Origin of the sequence: Paenibacillus sp. GM1FR, assembly GCF_002803315.1 — a bacterium.
Classification (GTDB): Bacteria; Bacillota; Bacilli; order Paenibacillales; family Paenibacillaceae; genus Paenibacillus; species Paenibacillus amylolyticus.
In genome coordinates this window covers 51009-70344 of the sequence record NZ_MKZL01000019.1, presented here as the reverse complement: position 1 = coordinate 70344, position 19336 = coordinate 51009, and the positions used below count along the sequence as shown (strand labels likewise).

Here is a 19336-nt window from a genome sequence, read left to right as displayed (position 1 = left end):
AGAAACATCGTGATATCGTTGGGGCGATGAATATTCGCTACGCAACTGTGATTGGCGGTAACAGTCAATCAGCCTAAGGTGCTATATGCACTGTCTTAGGAGGGGTAATGGCATACCCTAATCTTAGCATCTGTCCAAAGCAGAAATGAAATGAGGACGTTAAGCTTAGCTAAGAATCCCAATCACTTTAGTGATCTTGCCCCTTTAGGGGTGGGAGTGTCAAAGCAAGAAGAGTTATACCATATCATTGGGATATTTTCTAAATGAAAAACTTTCCAATGTTAACCTTTCCTCCATATATTTATTGTATTCTGGGCCATACACCTCTCTAACCTAAGGTTGGCGAAATAAATTAAAAGCAACTAGATACATTCCCTAATTAGGGATAAGAACATGTTTTTATTCCAAATGCCTCTGTCCTAATTCTCTTGCTCGTTAAGCAACCTCTGTATTATCAATTCGCACTGGATTGGAATTATTTCCAGTCCTATCATATCCCTATTTCTCGTATGCTTCTCAGTAGCTTCATGTTAAATATAATCAGACACAGGCGTGACCTTTTAAAATAGGTACTCATTAAAGTGAAAATTTGTTCTTTATAAAAGACTAGGGAAGATTTTTTAAAGTCTTGTTTATACCCCCGGCACAAAAGACCAAAGCAACGTATGGGATCCTGAAAGATGTTAAGACTGATATTTCGGAACAGAGACAAATAGGACGGCTCCATCGCCGTCCTAAATGTGTGAAATATTCAATTATCGTCAGACTCTACGAGACAGACTGTACCTACCGTTTTCTAAAGAGTCACGCATTCAAGCTAATCAAATTATTGTTGTTTGTATAGCTTGTTCATTTCACTTTGAAATCGAATTTAAATGATCGCGTAAACGGTAGATCATTACAGCTGCCTCAGCACGTGTCAGTCCGTGTTTCGGGCGGAACGTATTGTCCGGATACCCTTGTACGAACTTCTGCTCTGTTGCCATTTTTACATCATCTAATGCCCATACTGCAATATCCGAATCATCAGAGAATTGTTGAGCTGTAGTTGAAAGTGTTATGCCTTCCTTAGTCAACACATTGACCAACATCTTTGCTGCCTGTTCTCGATTAATTACAGCATTCGGTCGGAATTCATTTCTATTGAATCCTTTTGCAATACCATTAACAATAGCTGCATTTAGTTCTGCACTATACCATGCATTATCTTTAACATCCTGGAACGGCATTGTGATGGATTCATCAGGACTGGCGTTTAGGACACGCACAATTAATGCAGCAAATTCCATACGTGTGATCTCTTTATTTGGAGCAAATGCATTTGTGCTAATGCCTTTTATAACACCATCTTTCGCTAAGGTTTCGATCTCATTTTTAGCAAAACTTGAATCGGACACATCTTTAAACACACCCGATACCGATCCAGACTGCTCATTATCCTGCTGATCTCCTTTAACAACATCATCAGGTTTGTCATTTTCAGGATTGTCTGAATCTTTATCATGATTTGTCGGAGGGGTTGGAGCTGAAGGGCTGCCTGGATTTACAGGTTGTTCCTGTTTCGTGGTTTGTTCCACTTTTATCCCCTTCGTACTCTCTCCTCCAAGATTTACAGCCCTCACTTCGTATACATGCTCGGTATTAGGTGTAAGATTTTTATCTGTCCAGGATTTTTCCCCAGCACCTACACGTCCTACTTCCTTTCCAGCTTTATAAATCACAAAATTAGTTAAGCCTTCTGTCATCACATTGCTGAAGTTGAGCGTAATGGATCTCTCTGAAGCACTAGACTCAATACCCATAGGCACTGATGGTAGGGTCCACACAGGGACTGATACCGGTGCTGATGGATACCCTGCTGCATTCTCTGTCACAATGTTCAAGATAGTTTTTGTTCCTTGCTCTAGCCCTTCCAGACGGATCGGCAAGGTATCTCCACGCCATAATTCAGTTCCATTCTTATCCAGAACCACATACTCACTTGCTTGCTCTACGGCTTGGAAACTAATTTCTGCCCAATCATCCCCTGATCTCACCTCTGGAGCTGACACTTGCTTCGTTGCCGTTAATGCAGTCAGTTTAACGCCTTTTCCTTCGCCGCCTTCATTTACTGGCATGATCTCATACTCATATTTTTTACCTGGTTCCACCTCAGTGTCTGTATAGCTCACTTGGCTTCCTGCTTCTACCTTCGTAATTTGCACACCATTTCGTAAAATAACGAACTCCTGGATTTCCTGTCCTGCTGTCTCGATCTCCATTGTTACGGAGTGAGACTTCACATCAGTAATTTTGACATTGCTATTGTTCAGTTCAGCTCGAGTCACCAGTTTCACAAGTACACCTTTTGACGCGTGGTCCGTTTTATTGAATGCTGATAACGTTAAATTATACACATATCCCACTTGCAACTGCGCAAGGTGTGCAACGGGTTCCGATCCGCTGTAATACACTTGACCTGATGTTTTATCTGTAATCTCGTATCGAAATGCCCCCTGGGGTTCAGTCCAACTCAATGTTGCATCTGAATTTTGTACATCCACTCGTTCTAGTTCTGGCGCTTCGGTTCGGGTACTCCACACGATCTCAGATTCAGAACCTATGCCAGTCGCATTTTCGGTTGCTACTTTAAAGCGGTATTCTGACCCTGGTTGCAAGTCCGCAACGTCAAATTCTGATCTTGTTACATCCGTTCTATTACCTTGCTCATCCGTGATCCAGTAGCGAGATGCCGTTTTATCTTCTTCCCAGGTTAATGTCATCCCCGTTTCACTGAAAGTCTTCACCGTCAGTAATGCTGGTCGCACCGGATTAGTCAAGAAGCTGAATGCTGTCGGTTCACTCCAACCGGAGCTATTACCAGCTTGTACGGTCCCACTATATTCCGTGCTACCTTGAAGCGGTGACAAAACATAGTTGAGATCATTCGTCAGGAATTCCTCTCCATTCAGTTCAATTTTATAATGGGTTGCACCTGTCACGGATGATATGTTGAATTCCGCTTCTGTTTCTCCAATCCCAGTGACTTGTACAGATTCAACATTACTCGGTAATGTCACTGTCCTTACAATCTTCGCTTTTCCTGCACCTGTTCGATTGAATGCTACCAGTGACACGCTGTATTCCTTTCCTGGTTCAAGTCCTGAAGCCGTATATTCCAGATTTGGACCTTGATACTCGGCAACAAGATTTTGTTCGAGATCATACACCTGAAGGATATACTTGATTGCGCTTGGGACGCCGTTCCATTGCGCAGTGAATCTTGTTGTACTAAAACCGTGCATTTTTAGGGAGTTATCCTGTTCAGGCAAGGTCATTACATTCAAAGGTTCCGAGACATCACCTTCGCCCGTTTCATTTCCAGCTGCCACTACGTATTCATACGCTGTTCCAGGGGTTAAGCCAGTATCTTTATAGTTTAGATCCCCCCCGTTATACATGAGCTCGTTATTCCGATAGAGATCGTAATAGGTTGCCGTTGTAACGCTCTGCCACTCTGAAATTACGCTATCTTCTTTAATTTCAATAGCTGTAAATCCCATTGGCGTTTCTGGAAGGGTTAAAAATCCGACACTAGTAGCCAAGCCCTCACCACTATCATTAATTGCTGATACTTGAACCGTGTAGCTGCTTCCTGGAATTAGTCCAGTTAATGCTTTTTGAGTACTTGAAACTAATCCGTTTTCTATGATTTGACCTTGGTTATCGATCAACTTTAGGCGATAATCGGTTGCAGTTGGTACAGAATCTATGTTGATCAACATTTCACCTGGTGTCCGAAAGACAGGACTGATCTCGACTCCAGGACTAGCTGGATATGTTAGTGCAGAGACTTGTGTCTCCGCTGATCCCACATGATTTCGAATCGTCAGCTGATAGTTATAAATTTGACCACCTTGTAGCTGCTGGTCCACGTATTCATGAACCGGATACTCCAATATCTTCTCTGTACCGGTATTCATGTTTTTGATGGTATACGTGTAGCCTGATGTGTATCGATTTCCGCCAGGTAAATCCCAGCTTAGTTTGACTTCAGAAGCACTGATTGCTGTTGCTTCCAGTGTTGGGGCATCGGGTGCCTTCTGTACTTGATATGGGTTGGACGTATGTGTACCGGTGTTTCCAGCGTTGTCTTTCACTTGTGTATGCACATACCAGATACCTTCTTTGTCCTCTATGGTCACTTTGCCGTTGTCTGGCATTACCTGCCATGCTTCACTCGGTTGTCCGCTTTGACTAATCTCTACATATACCGGTTCAATTACACCCGACAACCTATCAGATGCCTTAATTTGAACATCGGTACCCTGCAGCGACCATTGCAGTCCATTAGGTGCATAATCCACATCAGGTAGTTCCTTGTCAATTCGGATATCAAATTGAGTCTCCGGACTGATGAGCCCTACTGCATCCACGGCGCGAGCTGTAATTGTATGCTCACCTGTTTCTGTAATGGTGCCACTTTCACCCGTAGTGTAAGGACTATCACCAATTTTGTACTCGTAATATACATCCGATGCGTCTTGACTACCATTTAGTTGGAATGTCACATCTTTGTTTGTCCATTGACTCTCTGAGAGAGTATAACTCGGCTCTGTTGGTGCAGTGCGATCGATGAGGACCTTTGCAGTTGCTTCAGGGCTGATATTACCTGCGACATCAATCGTCCGCGCCCATACTTCTGTTTCTCCTTCCTCATCGACAATCATTTCCCCATTATATGTTGTCCAATTTCCTGTCCCTACTTTAACCTCTGTCCGTTCTGCCCCACTTAGGTCATCTGTTCCATTCTTCAGGGTAATCGTTACCGGATCTTGTGTATAGGATTCCTCAGACAAACTCAACACTGGTGCTGTGGGTGCTTGCTTATCGACTCGCACAGTGACTTCCGTTGATTGGCCAACATTCCCTGCCTTGTCCTTTGTACGGAACTGATATGTCCATTCTCCGGAATCCCCGATAACTAAAGGATCATTGTACTTGTGCCATGTTTCACCGTCTCTCGTATATTCAGTGTAATCCGCACCACTGCCAATATCGACACCATGCTTAGCTATCAGCTTCACATCTTTGTTTGTCCATGCGTTTTCAGATAAGGTAACCTCCGGCTTCTCAGGAGCGACCATATCAAAGTTGATTCTCCCGGTATAGGTTATTGTGTCCGTGCCTTTATTCCCATCATTTCCGTTAATTTTAACATTCGTATATGTTCCTTCCGGGACTTCATTAACCGCCCAATCAAGTTTCCAAGTTCCAGCTCCTGTAACACTGGTCGATTTAGTAATACCATTTAATGTTGCTGAAATGGAAATTTCGTCTCCTTCTGAGTCAAATGCGCTACCCTTCAAGCTGATTTTCTCAGATGCTGTACCGATATTTTGATCAGAATTATCTACTGAAAGTACCGGTGGCATGTTTGTGGTTGATTTTTTAATATACCAGAAACCATCTGTGTGTAACCCATCATCCGGATAAGTTTTGTCTACATCTAAAATATTGCTCTGCACTAACGTATCCTTAATCTTATTTGTTGAGTTAGCTACAGCTTCATGTCTAGTAACTTGAGTTTGTTCCAGATTAGTAACTTCATACTCTGTCATACTTCGGAGGTAACCGATCGAATATAATCTAGTACCTGCCCAAGTTGGATATGTTGGAGCCGTTTGATACTCTCCTACACCAGAGAATTCACCAGTAGTGCTATTAAACGTATAGTTACGATAACCTGAAATATTATCTATATCACTTTTATAGGTAGTACCTTTAGATTCTCTATAACTAGTCACCTGATTTTTGGTGGTGTACTTATCCCAATAGTACAAGGAATCTGTATTTACGATTAGGTTTCCTGTATATGTTGCTGTTGAAATTCCACCCTTACCGTCATCGACTGTAATTACTGGCCTACTGAAAGTACCACTACTACTAAACTCGGATGTACGCCAGACAAGAGTCCAAGCCTTATCATCCTTAGTTTGACTTAAAACTACTTGTTTCTCTACCCCACCTATACTCGCTGAAATGGACAAGGTATCGTTATCTGCATCTGTAGATGTGCCGGAAATAACAAAGGTGTCACTCCCGGTCTTTAAATTTATAGATTTGTTACCCGATTGAGTCACATTGATGACTGGATTTGTATTAGGCACCAATCCTACCCTTGTGTACCAGAATCCATCTGTGTGAACTCCATCAACTGGATAAGTGTTTTGAGCTGCTTTAATGTTAGTTTGTACTAATGAACCTTTTATATCTTGTCCACCATTCGCTGCCCAATGTAGATCTTCTTGATAGTACAAACGATCAGAAACCCTGGTATATCTAATTACATTTCTATTATCATTAAAATGTGGGATATAACCTACAGGTTGTTGTGCAGTTAGTGTGTAAAAATAAGTACCTGTAACTTTAGAAGAATGCATTCCAGGATCAGTAGTGTATCCTGTGAAAAATCCAGGTAAATTAGGGTGTTGATCAGATGTCCATCTAGCCCACGAGATAAGTGGTGTTTTATCTACTCTAAATTTGCTCCAGTAATAATAAGTTTGTTGCTTAATAGTTATATTACCTTGATATTTTACCTCTACAATGTCTATACCGTCTTCAGCAGATATAATGGGGCTATATGTACCTAATGGAAGCTCGCTTATATCCCACGATAACACCCATTGACTTTTTGAAGTTGTATTATGGACTTCTACAGATTTACCAATACCACCTATAAACCCTGTTATTAATACATTGTCGCTATCGGGATCTTGTACAGTTCCAGAGATACTTAAGGATTCCTGATCATTTAGGTAGGTCATATCCCCTTTAGTAGTAATTTCTACAACAGGTACTTTATTATTTATGGTACCCTCATACTTATAATAGAACCCATCAGGATCAACAGCATTATTTGGGTAGGTATTGGCTACAGAGCTGTACACGCTCCCTACTAAGGTATCAGGTATAGGTGCGGCATAAGCTTCAAGAACTCCTGATTCAGCCATACCTTCACTATATGCTCTAGTATATTTTATTTTACCTCTATTTCCAGGAGCATCATCATAAGTATAAACCACACCTGTATTAGCTTGACCGTAATTACCATCTAGGTTAAAAGTTCCAGTATTCTTATCAAAAGTAAAAGAGCTGTAACCCGTAATCCAATCCGATTTAAATATATTACCTCTTATGTCCCAATAGGCATACCCTTGCTTTACCGTGTACATAGACCACTTGTGCGCAACAGAAGCTTGGCTATTACTTGGGTAGATTGTCATTCCAGACAAGGTAATGACTATCGTTAGCATCAAAATAAGTGCTTTCCTCAATCTATTCATCTTAAAATACCTGCCTTCTTTCGTTTTTTTATTACTTGTAAAAAAATCCGTATTCTTCAAGATAGAATCTCTAATAGACAATGCTTCCTGTTCATTCGATTTTGATTCTAAATATGACGGAGCCATTTAACAGGCATAATTGTAATGATTTCCAAAAGTTAAAGTTTATTCTTTACTATTCGTGAAACAATAACAACCAGGCGTAGGGATCTCTTCTAGTCGCCACCCATCCAAATTCTCAAACCGGAAAATTGTTTATTCCCTTAATATGTGAATCTCTCAAAAAAGTAAATTTAGAACCTTCTCCCATATCGTTAGCGTACATATTTAACTCCTTTCCACCCATAGCGTGGCTTTCGTAGCCACTTTACATATGAGTATTTTGTTTTGGAAACCCTCCTGTGTCGGCCGCACCGAGGAGGAGCTGCCAAATAAAAACAAAAAAAGCACGCAATTATCCCTATGTTGATTAGGATAATCGCGTGCTTCGCAATTTGTAGTTATTCAGTTATTGTAACTTTAACATTAATTATATTATCTATCAACATACTATCACCTACCTACCTATCTATGCATGATAAGTAAGATATATTTTTGTTAGGTTGCTGTCATTTAATTAGATCTCCATTACTTGATCATCGTTATCTGTTTTCTAGTAGATATATGGCAGTGTAAACATTTGAAATGTTCGCTGAGAAACCCAGTCCCCTGCCACAACGAATATGTAATTCATATTGGCATAGATCCAGTCTTTAATCTCCCTATATAATTTTGCTTCAGCAAATTTTAGAATGAATGTGTATTTGTTTTGTTCTATCGGTGCAATCAAATGGACATTGAGTTTGCGAGAGATCTTCAACTTGGCTGATAATTTTGAATACAACTTGGATCTTGAGGAGCTCTTAACACCCGTGGACCATTCATTTGAAAAGAGAATGTATTTATGCCTGATGCGCCATAGAATTAACACCATCGAACAGTTGATGGATATCAGTTACATGGAATTATGCAAGATAAGGTTATTTGGGACGGCTTCACAGAATAGATTATACCAACTATTAAATGAGAGATTCTAGGTCGGAAATTAATATGCTATCGAATCTCTATTTAGTATGGCTGCTCCATCAATTGCTAGCTGCTTAGCAAGTTTAATCAAAGTTAAGTTTCACTCTCTTTGTAAGTGACGTTTCTCCAACAGACGACCTTCCGGAAACTCAGTCAATCTATCGAGTAGGTATTGATAAGTCATCTGCCTTCATCCTGATTTTGCACAGCAAGAAGAGATCCTTAATAAACATCTCAACCTCTGAGTTAACTTGAGGTAGAGATACATTAACGTTCAAACTACCATAGTAATTTTTAAAATACTGTTTTCTTTCTTGATTTTTCCCATCTCGTTTCATAGGTTTATACATCCAAACAAGTGAAGTAGTCGCCGTGTTACCGAATGTTTCTGTTTTATGTAATTCTGTGATAGGTCGTGACTTATTATAAGGGAATGTTACTATATAATAATTATCTTTAACTTTTTGATTCCATGCAATTATCAGAAAATAAAGCTGTTCTCCTTCAGCATTACCTATTAGAAAAAGACCAAGAACTGACTTATTATCTGCCCATTGATGGAATGATGTTACTGTGTCTTCACCATTAAGCTCAATGACTTCACATGTGTAATTTACAAGCTGATGCGTACTAGTAGTCAACATCGAAATCAATTTTTCTGCCGTTTGTCTTTTCATAAGTCACCCCCAATTGGTCAAAAAAATCATAAGCAGTACTGCTAGTGGCTACAGATTTCCTCCTAACGTTAGACTATCTATAAATAATTCATAGGCAAACTGGAAGTTGTATCGGTAGGTAAGCACGCAAAAACTGCATTACATTTTTTTTAGAACTAATTTCCTTTCATAAGAAGTTTCTTTAATTGGGAGATGCGTCCTTGACTAATGCCCAACTTTTCTGCTATTTGCTGTTGAGCCAAGTCAGGCTGTTGTTCAATGATTTCTTTTAACTGATTGAGTTTTATGGCAGTTTTTGGCCTTAAATTTGGGTAATCATTGCTGGCTCTCTCATTGAAATCGTTAGAGGTATCTTGTTTAGAATCAGGAACGATACCCTCCGGGGATGCAGGAATTTTTACTATTTGAGGAACGTACTCTTGGGGAATGTTATCTTGAAGTTTTAAGTCTAGTGCACAGGTCCGGCATATGAATTGTTCTTTAAAATACATATCTGTATCCAGATCTCCGCAGAACACACATAATGTCGATTTATACTTTCTTAAAATCAACTCTTTTCCCTCAGTGAAAAACTCAAGCGGATCGCCGATATGAATTCCCATCGTATCCCGTAATTCCTTTGGAAGGACAATACGTCCAAGTCGGTCCAAAGATCTCTTCATTCCGGTCCGTTTCATCGAAATTCCTCCCACGAAAATATTAACTGCATGTCTTATTTTTATTGTAAGAGTGAACATGATTTTTTACAACAAGTTTACGTTTATGAGTGTTATTAGTGCTAGACCAAAAGGAAATATAATATGAGTACCTCTAGCAGACGTCTACGTGGTAATCGGAATCCGTTCTTCTCCTCATGACAGAAGAATAATGCCTAAAAAGATAAAAAAGCCGCATAAAGAGCGACTTATAATGCAACTACAATTTAAACTACGACTGAAAACATGAGTTAAGTTAGGCACTAATCAAATAGAATATCGTTGCCATTCAATTTTTCCACCTATGAAGTGAGGGGATGTTGACTACTGGACAGTTAAAAGCATAATCTTCTTGTCAAACCCACCGCGTTCATCATGTTTTTGTTTACGAATATTCTCTAGTTCCTCAACCGTTGTACCTTGGCTAAGGGAAAAACTATAGACTACCTCTAACAAGTCAGCCAGCTCAAGTATCTGCTCGTTATTGTCTTTTGCTTCAAGAAACTCGTTTAATTCTTCTTGCATCTTCAACTTAAGTGCGGTTTCATATTCCTCTTCACTAAGGACTTTCACATCATATAATTTGCCGCTTGTTTCAATAATTTGCGGTATCTTATCACGCACAAGTTTGTTATACGTCTTCATCTCAAAACCCTCCTATCTTTTTCAACCCAGACATGCAATCCAGAATTTCCGTACGATGTTGCTCTCGATAGCCAATTCTAGCTCAGAGACATGCTTATTCAGCTTACTATTCTCCTTCAAACGATGAAGAAGCACTTGATTTCTTGCTTCTAGCTGAATAATCTTTTCCTCATGCGGTATCACATTTGACTTACTACTGTTACAAGATCGATGTGCAAATACCAAATTCCAAAGATCATCGGAGTAGAGGTATGACCATGGGATAACATGATCAATAGCAGGTGTCTCAGCTACAATTTTTTCTCCACATAAAAAACAGTGAAATTCAGGGTTCTCAGCTTCAATGAATTCTGCAAACTTACCAAGCGGTTTTCGACGTACCTGATCTTCGTCGATTATTCGTACTTTCTTTGAAAGTCGTGGAGAGTGATTGAAGTTCTCTAACATCTGCGTCCATCGATAATTAATGGCATCAAATACAATTAGGCGACTACCTTTAAGCGCAAGTACATCCTCTCCTTGCATAAATAAACTATCCGCCTTCTGTACATATTGATATACGCCTTCCACTTCCTTACCTTCAACACGTAGGAAGCGGTAACTTACATCCGATTTCAGAGCTCTTACGGTAGAAGAAACAGCCTTCTCATACTCTGAACTGCATACCGCCTCAATATTCGACTTAAACCATTTTACTGGCTTAATCGAGCTTGTACGAGCCTGATAAGTGGCTATCAGTTCCTTCGCAATGCTCAACATGACAGGCGGCTTCACAGGATTCGAACTTTGCTGAAGATCAAAGAATAGGGTTTGTTCAAAATAATAGCGAAGAACCTTTTTGGCAATATCCCTTAACTGAATTTCAACCAGAAATGCTTCTTCTATTTGAATTGAATTTTCTTGCTCTACGGCAATTTCTGTAATTGCTTTAGCCCAAGCCATTTTGTAGGTGTTATCAAAAGAACAATTACGGATTATGTGTAGCCATTTTTCTAAGAAGTCCACTATTTTACCCCGATCTATCATATTGTTATTTCACAATGCTGATACAACATCCATCTATGAACTATGAGAGATTTTACTTTCATTACCAATACTCGCAATCGAAGTTTGTCCAATGAGAATTCGGCAAGTCCACTGCACTGCAACTAACAACATTCCTATTCGATATTAAAGTGTATATTTACTCACATTACTAGTCAGTGGATCCACAATGTAAACAACCCTGTTACCGGCATAATTAAATTGTTTATCCGAAGTGTCTATTTTATATGAGGTTATGGTTTTTAGCGTTCTTCGATCTAAAATTAGTAGTCCATCTTGTTTTTCAACGAGAAGAGTTTTGTCATCTGCTGATTCACGTATCCAAAATGAACCTGTAGTTGAAACTTTCGATTTGGTTACAAAACCCTTAGAATTAAAAGCATAAATGGAGCTAATACTTTGTAACATAAATGAGTTAGATGAATTTTTTGTGTTTCCAATTAAAAAATCAGCAGACTCTGATATTGTTTTCGTCCAGAGCGTTTTTCCTTGTGGATTTTTAGCAATGACTGCCGTTGACCCAGCTTGATCAAATTTTGTAAATATCATCGTTTTATCTTTCAAGATTCCCCGAAAAGACAAACCATTGTTTCGATAACTAAATTCTTTTCTCAATTGATCATCGTAAAAAGAGAGTGTACTTTTATACTCTCCAGCAAAGGACCAATTAGAAATGGTTGAGATATATCCATTTTGTTGATAATACATAAATTCATTAATCATTTTCTTACTAAGCAATTTTCCATTTACACTATAACGGTATGTCATATATTTAGAAGAATTAAGTTTTAAATAAACGAGCAATGTACCATCGTCCATAATATAAGACCCAACTTCATTCGTAGTTTTTTCTGTGAACGTGTAATCCAAAAGCTTATTCCCTTTTGGTGAAAAAATCCGAAGTTGAGGGAATTCTCTATTTTTTTTCTTATCCTTGTACGATGTGATAAATGACATATTTCCGTTGGATAATATTTGATTCTTATATTCAAATCCACCACTATATTGCACCCATGATGAAGAAATGACATCAACAGATCCTATTTTAGTCTTTGTTTTTTCTTGATAGACGGTGACCTTTCCTGAGGAATCCATCAAATAAAGATAATCTTTTATTTTTCCAAAGTTACTAACTTCATCGTGTGTAACAACCCAGTCTGGCTTAGGTAGGGAGTCATAGGATGTTGGTGCTGCATACATAGGAGTAGCCGTCATTAAGAGTAGAAAAATAAAACCGGTCAGTGTTAATAGTGTTTTTCTCATAAAGTAGCTCCTTAAAATTATTGATTTAAATAATGAATTCGATCTTGTAACTTCATTGTGAAACGTTATTTTATTATCTGCAGTTCTCTCCAGTCATTCGACGTTAGATAGTTAGTGTCAACCAGGAGCTTCAGGGATATCCCGGTTAATAACTCCCGTAACGGATAATACACTCTATTCTTCCATACAATTTGCTTACTGCGATTTAGAGTAAAAGAACTCTCCTGGTAAGTCACGGTGATCTTGCCATTGCTGTTATCTATGTTACCCCCCAGCAGTTTTACAAGTTCATCTACTGGAGAATATATTGTCAGGTCCGTCGTTCGAAACGATCCTTGTCCCCCATATTGCATGTACTTGCCTTTGAATTTAACTGGTATAGGGTCATTAATAGTTAAATAATTATCCATGCCAAACGTATAGAAATAGGAATCTGCGTGTGAGTAATCAACGACATTGCCGTATCTTCGAGGTGTCATCAGATCAGAGCCTACAATTCGATACGCTCCAAAATTTAGCAAGCCAGATTGAATAATATGATCGGTGCCACCCATCCAACTCATGCCATAGTCGATTGCAGAAGATGAACCTGTCGAATTAATCGGTATTGTTTGAATTAACTTCCCATTAGAGGTATCAAATATACGGTACTCCTCTTTACCTTTGACTCTTCTACCGTTCTCTGTGTAGTTGACCCACAGCACAACATATTTCCCATGAGGGCTAAATTGAGCGATACCAAATGCATAATTTGCTCTGCTCGTATCGGACTCTAACAGAGTATGTGACTTACCATTAATAATAAGATCATGCTTGTATGACCTTTTTTTCTTCGTTTGCTTATATACAATAGAAGAACTTAATGTTCTTTTGTACACAAAGTCATCTGAGTTGTTTTTTTGATAAGATTTAAGTTTCAGTTTACTTCCATCAGGCCTGATCTCGTAGGGGTATTCACCAGGATATGTTATATAAGTATAGTTTTTTGAATCGAAATATACTCCTGCCTCGACATATAATGCGCCTACTTTAGGTGCTGGATCAAAATAATTACGATACAATACATTCGTCACAAATATATCGTTGTGCTCGGTAGGTCGTTCTTTGGCTTTATGTATAAGCTTATTGGTCGATATAGAGTACACCAGGTATTCGCGACTTCCTTTCTCTACTACATACATGTTTGCATCTGGATAAACGCCGTCTATCCTTCCATTCGCTTTATTTCGGTTAGCAATAATGGAGAATACCTTAGTGCGGCTATCATACTTCACAATTTTTTCGGTCGAACCACTCTGTAGGATTGAATAGCTTATCAATGGATTTTTTGTATTCATACCATTAATCTTTCTGAAGTTGTACTCCGAAGACTTATCTACATAATCTACCACGGTGTCTTCACTAGTAAATAAACCTGTATGATAGTCTACTGTAGTTTTCCGAATAATGGCGTCTCCTGTTCTATTACGAAAGTTCGAATCTTGCATCCATTCAAAATAGATCTTATCTCTACTATCGGTTGGAATCTCATTAGCCATAGCTAATTTTCCAGGAACAGTCCACTCTAAAACAAGTAACAACACGATTATAACCGCTATATTATGTATCTTTTTCATTAGTACTCTCCGATCCAAATCAATTTATTTTAGGTATATCATCATTACAAACTAAGGATTCATTCTCAATCTTCTCGAGTGTGATAATTGAAATAATTAATAGTTGGATGCGTTCGTCTTGGAAAGGAATATCAACGATAAACTCTCAGATTAAATAAACTAGCTAACAAGCCTTTATCAAAAGAAAGCTAAATATGAGTAAGCATATAGAGACGCCTAGACTTACATAGATTCTGTATTGGGATCAGATATGGGAACTGGATTGCTATAGTGCAAGATGGAGATCAATTATAAACTGGAGCAGAACTGGCACCTTCAAGGAAACAAATATTGTTTATCGTGAAATAGAAACGACGGCCTCCTTTTTGAGAGGTCGTCATTCAATCTAATATGAAAGAGTAAATTTACTCACATTACCTGAAGCATAATTCATGACGTAAACTATCCCATTACCTCCATAGTATAATTGTCCGGCTCCTATCTCCATGTTAAATTTGTACAATGCTTTAATTTTTAGTGATTTTCGATCCAGAATTCCAAGTTGGTTTTGATCATGAACAAGAATGGTTGTACCTTCATCCGATTCAAATAGCTCAAAAGAATTTGATGTGATTTTAGTTTTGTTTATCAATCCTTTTGAGTCAAAAGCGTAAATAGAAGTTTTGCTTTTCATTAAAAATGAGTTAGTTGAACTTTTAGTCTGTCCGATATAAGCACCAGCTGACTCTGGGAGTATTTTTGTCCAGAGTGTTTTTCCTTGTGAGTTTTTAGCAATAACTGCCGTTGTTTCTCCTTGATCAAATTTTGTGAATAGCATTGTTTTATCTTTTAAAATACCCATAAAAGACAACCCAATATTCCGGTAACTAAATGATTTATTCAAGTAATCGTCATAAAAAGAAAGCGTAGACTTGTATTCACCTGCTGAGGACCAATTAGAAAGAGTTGTAATAAAGCCATTTTGTTTGTAGTACATAAATTCGTTAATTGATTTCTTATTGAGTAGTTTACCATCGGCACTGAAACGATATGTCACATATTTGGAGGTGTTTAGTTTTAAATGAACAAGCAGTGTACCATCATTCATGATGTAAGATCCTACTTCGTCGGAGGATTTCTCTGTAAATGTATAACCCCATAGTTTTTTACCATTTGGAGAATACACACGGAGTTGGAAGAATTCTCGATTCTTTTTTTCATCCATGTAAGCAGTAATAAATGACATATTTCCATTAGAGAAAATTTCATTTTTATAACCAAATTTCGCAAAAATCACACGGGAAGATGAAATGACATCAACTGTCCCAACTTTAGCTCTGGTTTTTTCTTTATACACGGTGACCTTCCCTGACGAATCCATAAAATAAAGATAATCCTTTGTTCTTGCAAAGTGTGCCACTTTTCTTATAATGTCAGAGCTATCCTTATGTGCAATGCTCCAATCTGGCGTAGGCAGAGAATCATAGGATGTGGATGCTGCTGATATAGGATTAGCCATTAGTAAGAGCGATATAACAATAAGAAAGCATAAGTTAAGTTTTTTCATAAGGTCCCCTTAATCGATAATTTGAGAAAAAATAAATTGAATAATAAGTCTTTTGAATCACATTGGTAGATGATTCACTTCGCCATTTCTTCGCGTGTCAACGTCGTGCTCGGTTTAAACCCATTCGGATAATCTGAGGGTTTTAGGAAATCTAAAGAAACTGCATCATTTACTTCTTCCTCACTCAAGCCAGAAATGTTGCTAACTCTGCACGGGTTACCGTCCTACCTGGTTTAAAGGTGCCAACAATATATCCTTTGAAATAGCCATTCGCTACGGCTACATCGATGGCAGGCAGGTACATCTTTAAATGAGGTAACTGCAGCCTGATTTGTGTTTCCGGTGAATCAATACATCCCCAATACCAATGCACCACTTAATAAGAGTTGAGTCGGATTTTTCAATTCTTTCACGCTCCACATGTTAAAAGCAGACTATACTTCCTTGATATAAACTATGTATTCTTTAGGATTGACCTTTTTTTCAGATTGAGATTAAACAGATTTGTTAATTTGAATCTAAATGTTACGTGGGGTGTTTCTACATTGAGTTAGTTTTATTAGGGATCTGCTCTTATGTGAATGTGTTATGCTGTTCATTTACACGTCCTTCCCATAATCTTGAATGTAGTTTTCTGTTCCGTAATACCTATCAAACTTGCCAATAACAAGAATATTCTACCACTAAATGATCAAAGGATATAGGTATATTATCCCAAAAATACTTATAATCCATTTTGCTCCTGATCTTTTAGTTAAGTTGATGTTTCACAAGCTTGAAGATAATAACAAAAAGCAGCTCGCGGCTGCTTTTTGTTTACCCAGTTATTTGTTCCATTTTATTATTTGATATCTTATCGGCGAGTCTCATAAAAACATTCATGTCAACAGCGTTAATTATTTCACTTTGTAAGTTTGCATATTCACTTTTCAACTTCTCATTCTTATTATTCGCTTCTTCGAGACGTCCTGCTAATTCTAGAGTCATCTGTCTTAGCAACGAAATATGTGAATTCAGATTATCCATAATTTCATTAAAGGTAACTACAAACTCTTGGTCTAGTTGAATGGGGTCTTGAAGTGAATAAACCGTATTATGTTCTTCTCTGGGACTCAGTTCATGAGCAATCGTATTTGAATTAGTGATAGTAACAATACTTCCATCACTTTTGTTTTGATTTCGGATTTGTTTAGCTTTTCGAATAGCGTCCTCATACTTTTTACGTAAGGATCCATTCCAGCGGAAACCACACGCTGCTTTTGATCTTTTTAATTTTTCACTAGCTTCTTCAAATGCTTTTAATTGTGTACTTCCAGATTCGATATGCTGTAATACAGTCTGTGCTAAAAACAAATCTGCTTCAACGTCCCAACTGTCTTTACGCAATTCCATATTGAACACTCCCCGAGTTTAATATATTGATATCTCTATTTATATCCCAAAATATATGAACATATTCCCAAAGATCTGAATTTTATCTCTTTATATTTTTAAAAGATATCTACGAACATTAATTGATTACTCTACTCCACAGAATAAAATATTTGAATACCTATGGAGTACTAGCAACTCTGAACATAAGATTCAATGTTTTTATCATAGTAATTAGCTTAAATACTTATTCATCTGGTAAAGACAACAACTTACCTTCTGCAGCATTCAGTCACAATACAAGCGTACAAAATAGTTAGCTCAGCATCGACGAAGAGATCAATAACTGAGCTAATCAGTAAGTATGACTATTCAGTTTACAATTTCGTCGACAGAGATGATGCTCACTGTATCCCTTAGAAAAATTCCAGGGTGGAAACTCCTTAATTTTACTTTCTATTTCGATCCAGAGCTTCTGACTATCACGGAGCCGGTGAAGCTCTTCGAAGTATTCTCTTTTTTCGTAGGTTCCTCAAGAAAAACATCAAACAGCAGAGGATACCCCCTGCTGTTTGATTTCTCTAGTATGTAAAATTAAATTGAACAACTAATTCCCCTGTTGGTTTTGAGAAAACATACCAAATTTAGTGATCATATAAAATGAGTTTGAGTTAATATCTACATATTTGATTCTATGATCTCAGATAACTTTTCTAAACTAGGATTAACATATTTATCTTCCCCTACAACAAATGTTGGTACACTCGCAACGCCATTAATGGAGGTAATTTTAAAATCTTCTTTTACTTCATATAATCCCTCTAAATTATTCAAGCTCTCTTCAACCAATTTTGAATTACCGTGCGGTACATAATCATCGATTAATTTAAGTAGAAACTTTTCATTCGCCCAAACGGTTCTTTCTTCTCCTTGGTTCTTATAAATTGCATGGTGATACTCCCAAAACGCCTCTTGATTTTGTTTCCAAAGAATTTCTCCTACCATTGCTGCCTTTATGCTGTCTGGGCCTAAGAAAGGATAATTAACTATATAGAGTTGGGCTTTGCCTGTATCAATAAACTTATCTTTGAATTTATCGAAATTGTCATTATTCCAGGCCATACAATAGGGACATTTGTAATCGACAAATTCAATGACCTTAACCGGCGCTTGTGGATCACCTATATAAGCTTGTTTATCAAGTTTGTACTCTCCTGCCATGACTTCTATCTTACCGTCTACATCCTGGAAAGTGGGGAATTCCTCTTTTGAATTAAAACCTGATAAAAGAACCATAAGAAGAACTACTAGTAATCCCATTAAGGTAAATACCATTATCCCTTTCTTTAGTGAGTTCCTTTTTTTCTCAATTTTCATTTATAACACTCCCTCGTTAGTTTGTACCGAAAAAACAAAAAAAGCACCTCAATAAGACCATGTGGTCCTATTGAGGTGCTTCCTCTTCCCGGATATTCAATTACTTTAGATTATACATCAGCTTGTGCATAAAACCAAGTGAATATTGAATGGTGTCTAATCAAACTTTTAAGAATCTAAATGAACCAAGTGAGATCTTAGGGGATGCTCTCTATTAGTTTAATACCCACAATATCATTGTTTAGGTCACGTACTACAAGACTTTTATAGGTTGCCTCAAAGTTTATAAGAGCTTCTTTATCGAAAATATCACTAGTAGTTCTTTTGAAATTTGAATCCATTAGGACTTGTTTCCCTCCAAAAACGTAATTTTTTCCGTCTTTCACAACAACTATAGGTACCACCTCTGTATAACGGTCCAATACTCTATTCACTTGTTTACCTGATAATATTGTTTCATCGTAAGCTATGAAGGAATTCTCGGTTAAATTATGTAAAGTAGGTAAGACACTTGTTGACTGATTACATCCATTAATAAACATAACCATCAATAATGAAATGCTGCGGATGAATTTCCTCACGATCCATTTCACTCCTTATAAATAGAAAAAGCACCTCATGCAACAGCCTAAGCAGTTGAAGGAGGTACTTCCTCGTGTCGTTATTCAGTTAATTTTATTATATCCTTTGAGTATCTGCCGTGTAAACA

The 19336-nt window shown here is 37.8% G+C and carries 14 protein-coding genes; 1 reads left to right on the top strand and 13 read right to left on the bottom strand.

The window, feature by feature from the left end; all coding sequences use genetic code 11:
* Positions 1-854: 854 nt before the first annotated feature.
* The gene (locus tag PAEAM_RS14990) at positions 855-7388 is read right to left on the bottom strand and encodes a fibronectin type III domain-containing protein (RefSeq protein WP_165789934.1); all 6534 of its coding nucleotides are present in this window, start codon (positions 7386-7388) and stop codon (positions 855-857) included.
* 731 nt (positions 7389-8119) lie between these two features.
* Here PAEAM_RS14990 and PAEAM_RS32730 point away from each other — a divergent pair.
* On the top strand, positions 8120-8404 hold the full coding sequence (locus PAEAM_RS32730) for a DNA-directed RNA polymerase subunit alpha C-terminal domain-containing protein (protein ID WP_133120449.1): 285 nt from the start codon (positions 8120-8122) through the stop codon (positions 8402-8404).
* A 147-nt stretch (positions 8405-8551) separates the two neighbouring features.
* Here the strand turns inward: PAEAM_RS32730 and PAEAM_RS14980 are convergent, their stop codons facing one another.
* From PAEAM_RS14980 to PAEAM_RS14930, 12 genes are all read right to left on the bottom strand, one after another.
* Positions 8552-9070 carry a hypothetical protein gene (locus PAEAM_RS14980; protein WP_100528113.1) on the bottom strand — a complete coding sequence of 173 codons (519 nt, stop codon included), beginning with the start codon at positions 9068-9070 and terminating at the stop codon, positions 8552-8554.
* A gap of 155 nt (positions 9071-9225) precedes the next feature.
* Positions 9226-9747, bottom strand: a complete 522-nt coding sequence (locus PAEAM_RS14975) for an AbrB/MazE/SpoVT family DNA-binding domain-containing protein (RefSeq protein ID WP_100528112.1) — start codon at positions 9745-9747, stop codon at positions 9226-9228.
* 342 nt (positions 9748-10089) lie between these two features.
* Positions 10090-10410: a nucleoside triphosphate pyrophosphohydrolase gene (locus PAEAM_RS14970; protein ID WP_100528111.1), complete on the bottom strand. Its 321-nt coding sequence runs from the start codon at positions 10408-10410 to the stop codon at positions 10090-10092.
* Between the two features lie 21 nt (positions 10411-10431).
* The gene (locus tag PAEAM_RS14965; RefSeq protein ID WP_243391376.1) at positions 10432-11415 is read right to left on the bottom strand and encodes an HNH endonuclease; all 984 of its coding nucleotides are present in this window, start codon (positions 11413-11415) and stop codon (positions 10432-10434) included.
* A gap of 165 nt (positions 11416-11580) precedes the next feature.
* Positions 11581-12717, bottom strand: coding sequence for a hypothetical protein (locus PAEAM_RS14960; protein WP_100528109.1), 1137 nt, complete (start codon positions 12715-12717; stop codon positions 11581-11583).
* Between the two features lie 65 nt (positions 12718-12782).
* On the bottom strand, positions 12783-14333 hold the full coding sequence (locus PAEAM_RS14955) for a hypothetical protein (RefSeq protein WP_100528108.1): 1551 nt from the start codon (positions 14331-14333) through the stop codon (positions 12783-12785).
* 385 nt (positions 14334-14718) lie between these two features.
* Positions 14719-15879 (bottom strand): hypothetical protein, encoded by a 1161-nt coding sequence (locus PAEAM_RS14950; RefSeq protein WP_100528107.1) that lies wholly within the window; start codon positions 15877-15879, stop codon positions 14719-14721.
* 74 nt (positions 15880-15953) lie between these two features.
* Positions 15954-16067, bottom strand: coding sequence for an S-layer homology domain-containing protein (locus PAEAM_RS32325; RefSeq protein ID WP_243391375.1), 114 nt, complete (start codon positions 16065-16067; stop codon positions 15954-15956).
* Complete coding sequence (locus tag PAEAM_RS32320) at positions 16064-16255, bottom strand: S-layer homology domain-containing protein (protein WP_243391374.1); 192 nt, start codon at positions 16253-16255, stop codon at positions 16064-16066. Before PAEAM_RS32320 ends, PAEAM_RS32325 begins: the two co-directional genes overlap by 4 nt.
* A gap of 440 nt (positions 16256-16695) precedes the next feature.
* The gene (locus PAEAM_RS14940; RefSeq protein WP_100528106.1) at positions 16696-17271 is read right to left on the bottom strand and encodes a hypothetical protein; all 576 of its coding nucleotides are present in this window, start codon (positions 17269-17271) and stop codon (positions 16696-16698) included.
* A 657-nt stretch (positions 17272-17928) separates the two neighbouring features.
* Positions 17929-18627 carry a DsbA family protein gene (locus PAEAM_RS14935; RefSeq protein WP_100528105.1) on the bottom strand — a complete coding sequence of 233 codons (699 nt, stop codon included), beginning with the start codon at positions 18625-18627 and terminating at the stop codon, positions 17929-17931.
* A gap of 197 nt (positions 18628-18824) precedes the next feature.
* The gene (locus PAEAM_RS14930) at positions 18825-19208 is read right to left on the bottom strand and encodes a hypothetical protein (RefSeq protein ID WP_100528104.1); all 384 of its coding nucleotides are present in this window, start codon (positions 19206-19208) and stop codon (positions 18825-18827) included.
* Positions 19209-19336 lie beyond the last annotated feature (128 nt).

What these genes read in the sequence shown, in the direction of transcription:
- PAEAM_RS14970 (WP_100528111.1), bottom strand. Translation starts at nt 10,410, where the DNA reads ATGAAGACGTATAACAAACTTGTGCGTGATAAGATACCGCAAATTATT.
- PAEAM_RS32730 (WP_133120449.1), top strand. Translation starts at nt 8,120, where the DNA reads ATGAATGTGTATTTGTTTTGTTCTATCGGTGCAATCAAATGGACATTG.
- PAEAM_RS14955 (WP_100528108.1), bottom strand. Translation starts at nt 14,333, where the DNA reads ATGAAAAAGATACATAATATAGCGGTTATAATCGTGTTGTTACTTGTT.
- PAEAM_RS14940 (WP_100528106.1), bottom strand. Translation starts at nt 17,271, where the DNA reads ATGGAATTGCGTAAAGACAGTTGGGACGTTGAAGCAGATTTGTTTTTA.
- PAEAM_RS14950 (WP_100528107.1), bottom strand. Translation starts at nt 15,879, where the DNA reads ATGAAAAAACTTAACTTATGCTTTCTTATTGTTATATCGCTCTTACTA.
- PAEAM_RS14960 (WP_100528109.1), bottom strand. Translation starts at nt 12,717, where the DNA reads ATGAGAAAAACACTATTAACACTGACCGGTTTTATTTTTCTACTCTTA.
- PAEAM_RS14935 (WP_100528105.1), bottom strand. Translation starts at nt 18,627, where the DNA reads ATGAAAATTGAGAAAAAAAGGAACTCACTAAAGAAAGGGATAATGGTA.
- PAEAM_RS14980 (WP_100528113.1), bottom strand. Translation starts at nt 9,070, where the DNA reads ATGAAAAGACAAACGGCAGAAAAATTGATTTCGATGTTGACTACTAGT.
- PAEAM_RS14975 (WP_100528112.1), bottom strand. Translation starts at nt 9,747, where the DNA reads ATGAAACGGACCGGAATGAAGAGATCTTTGGACCGACTTGGACGTATT.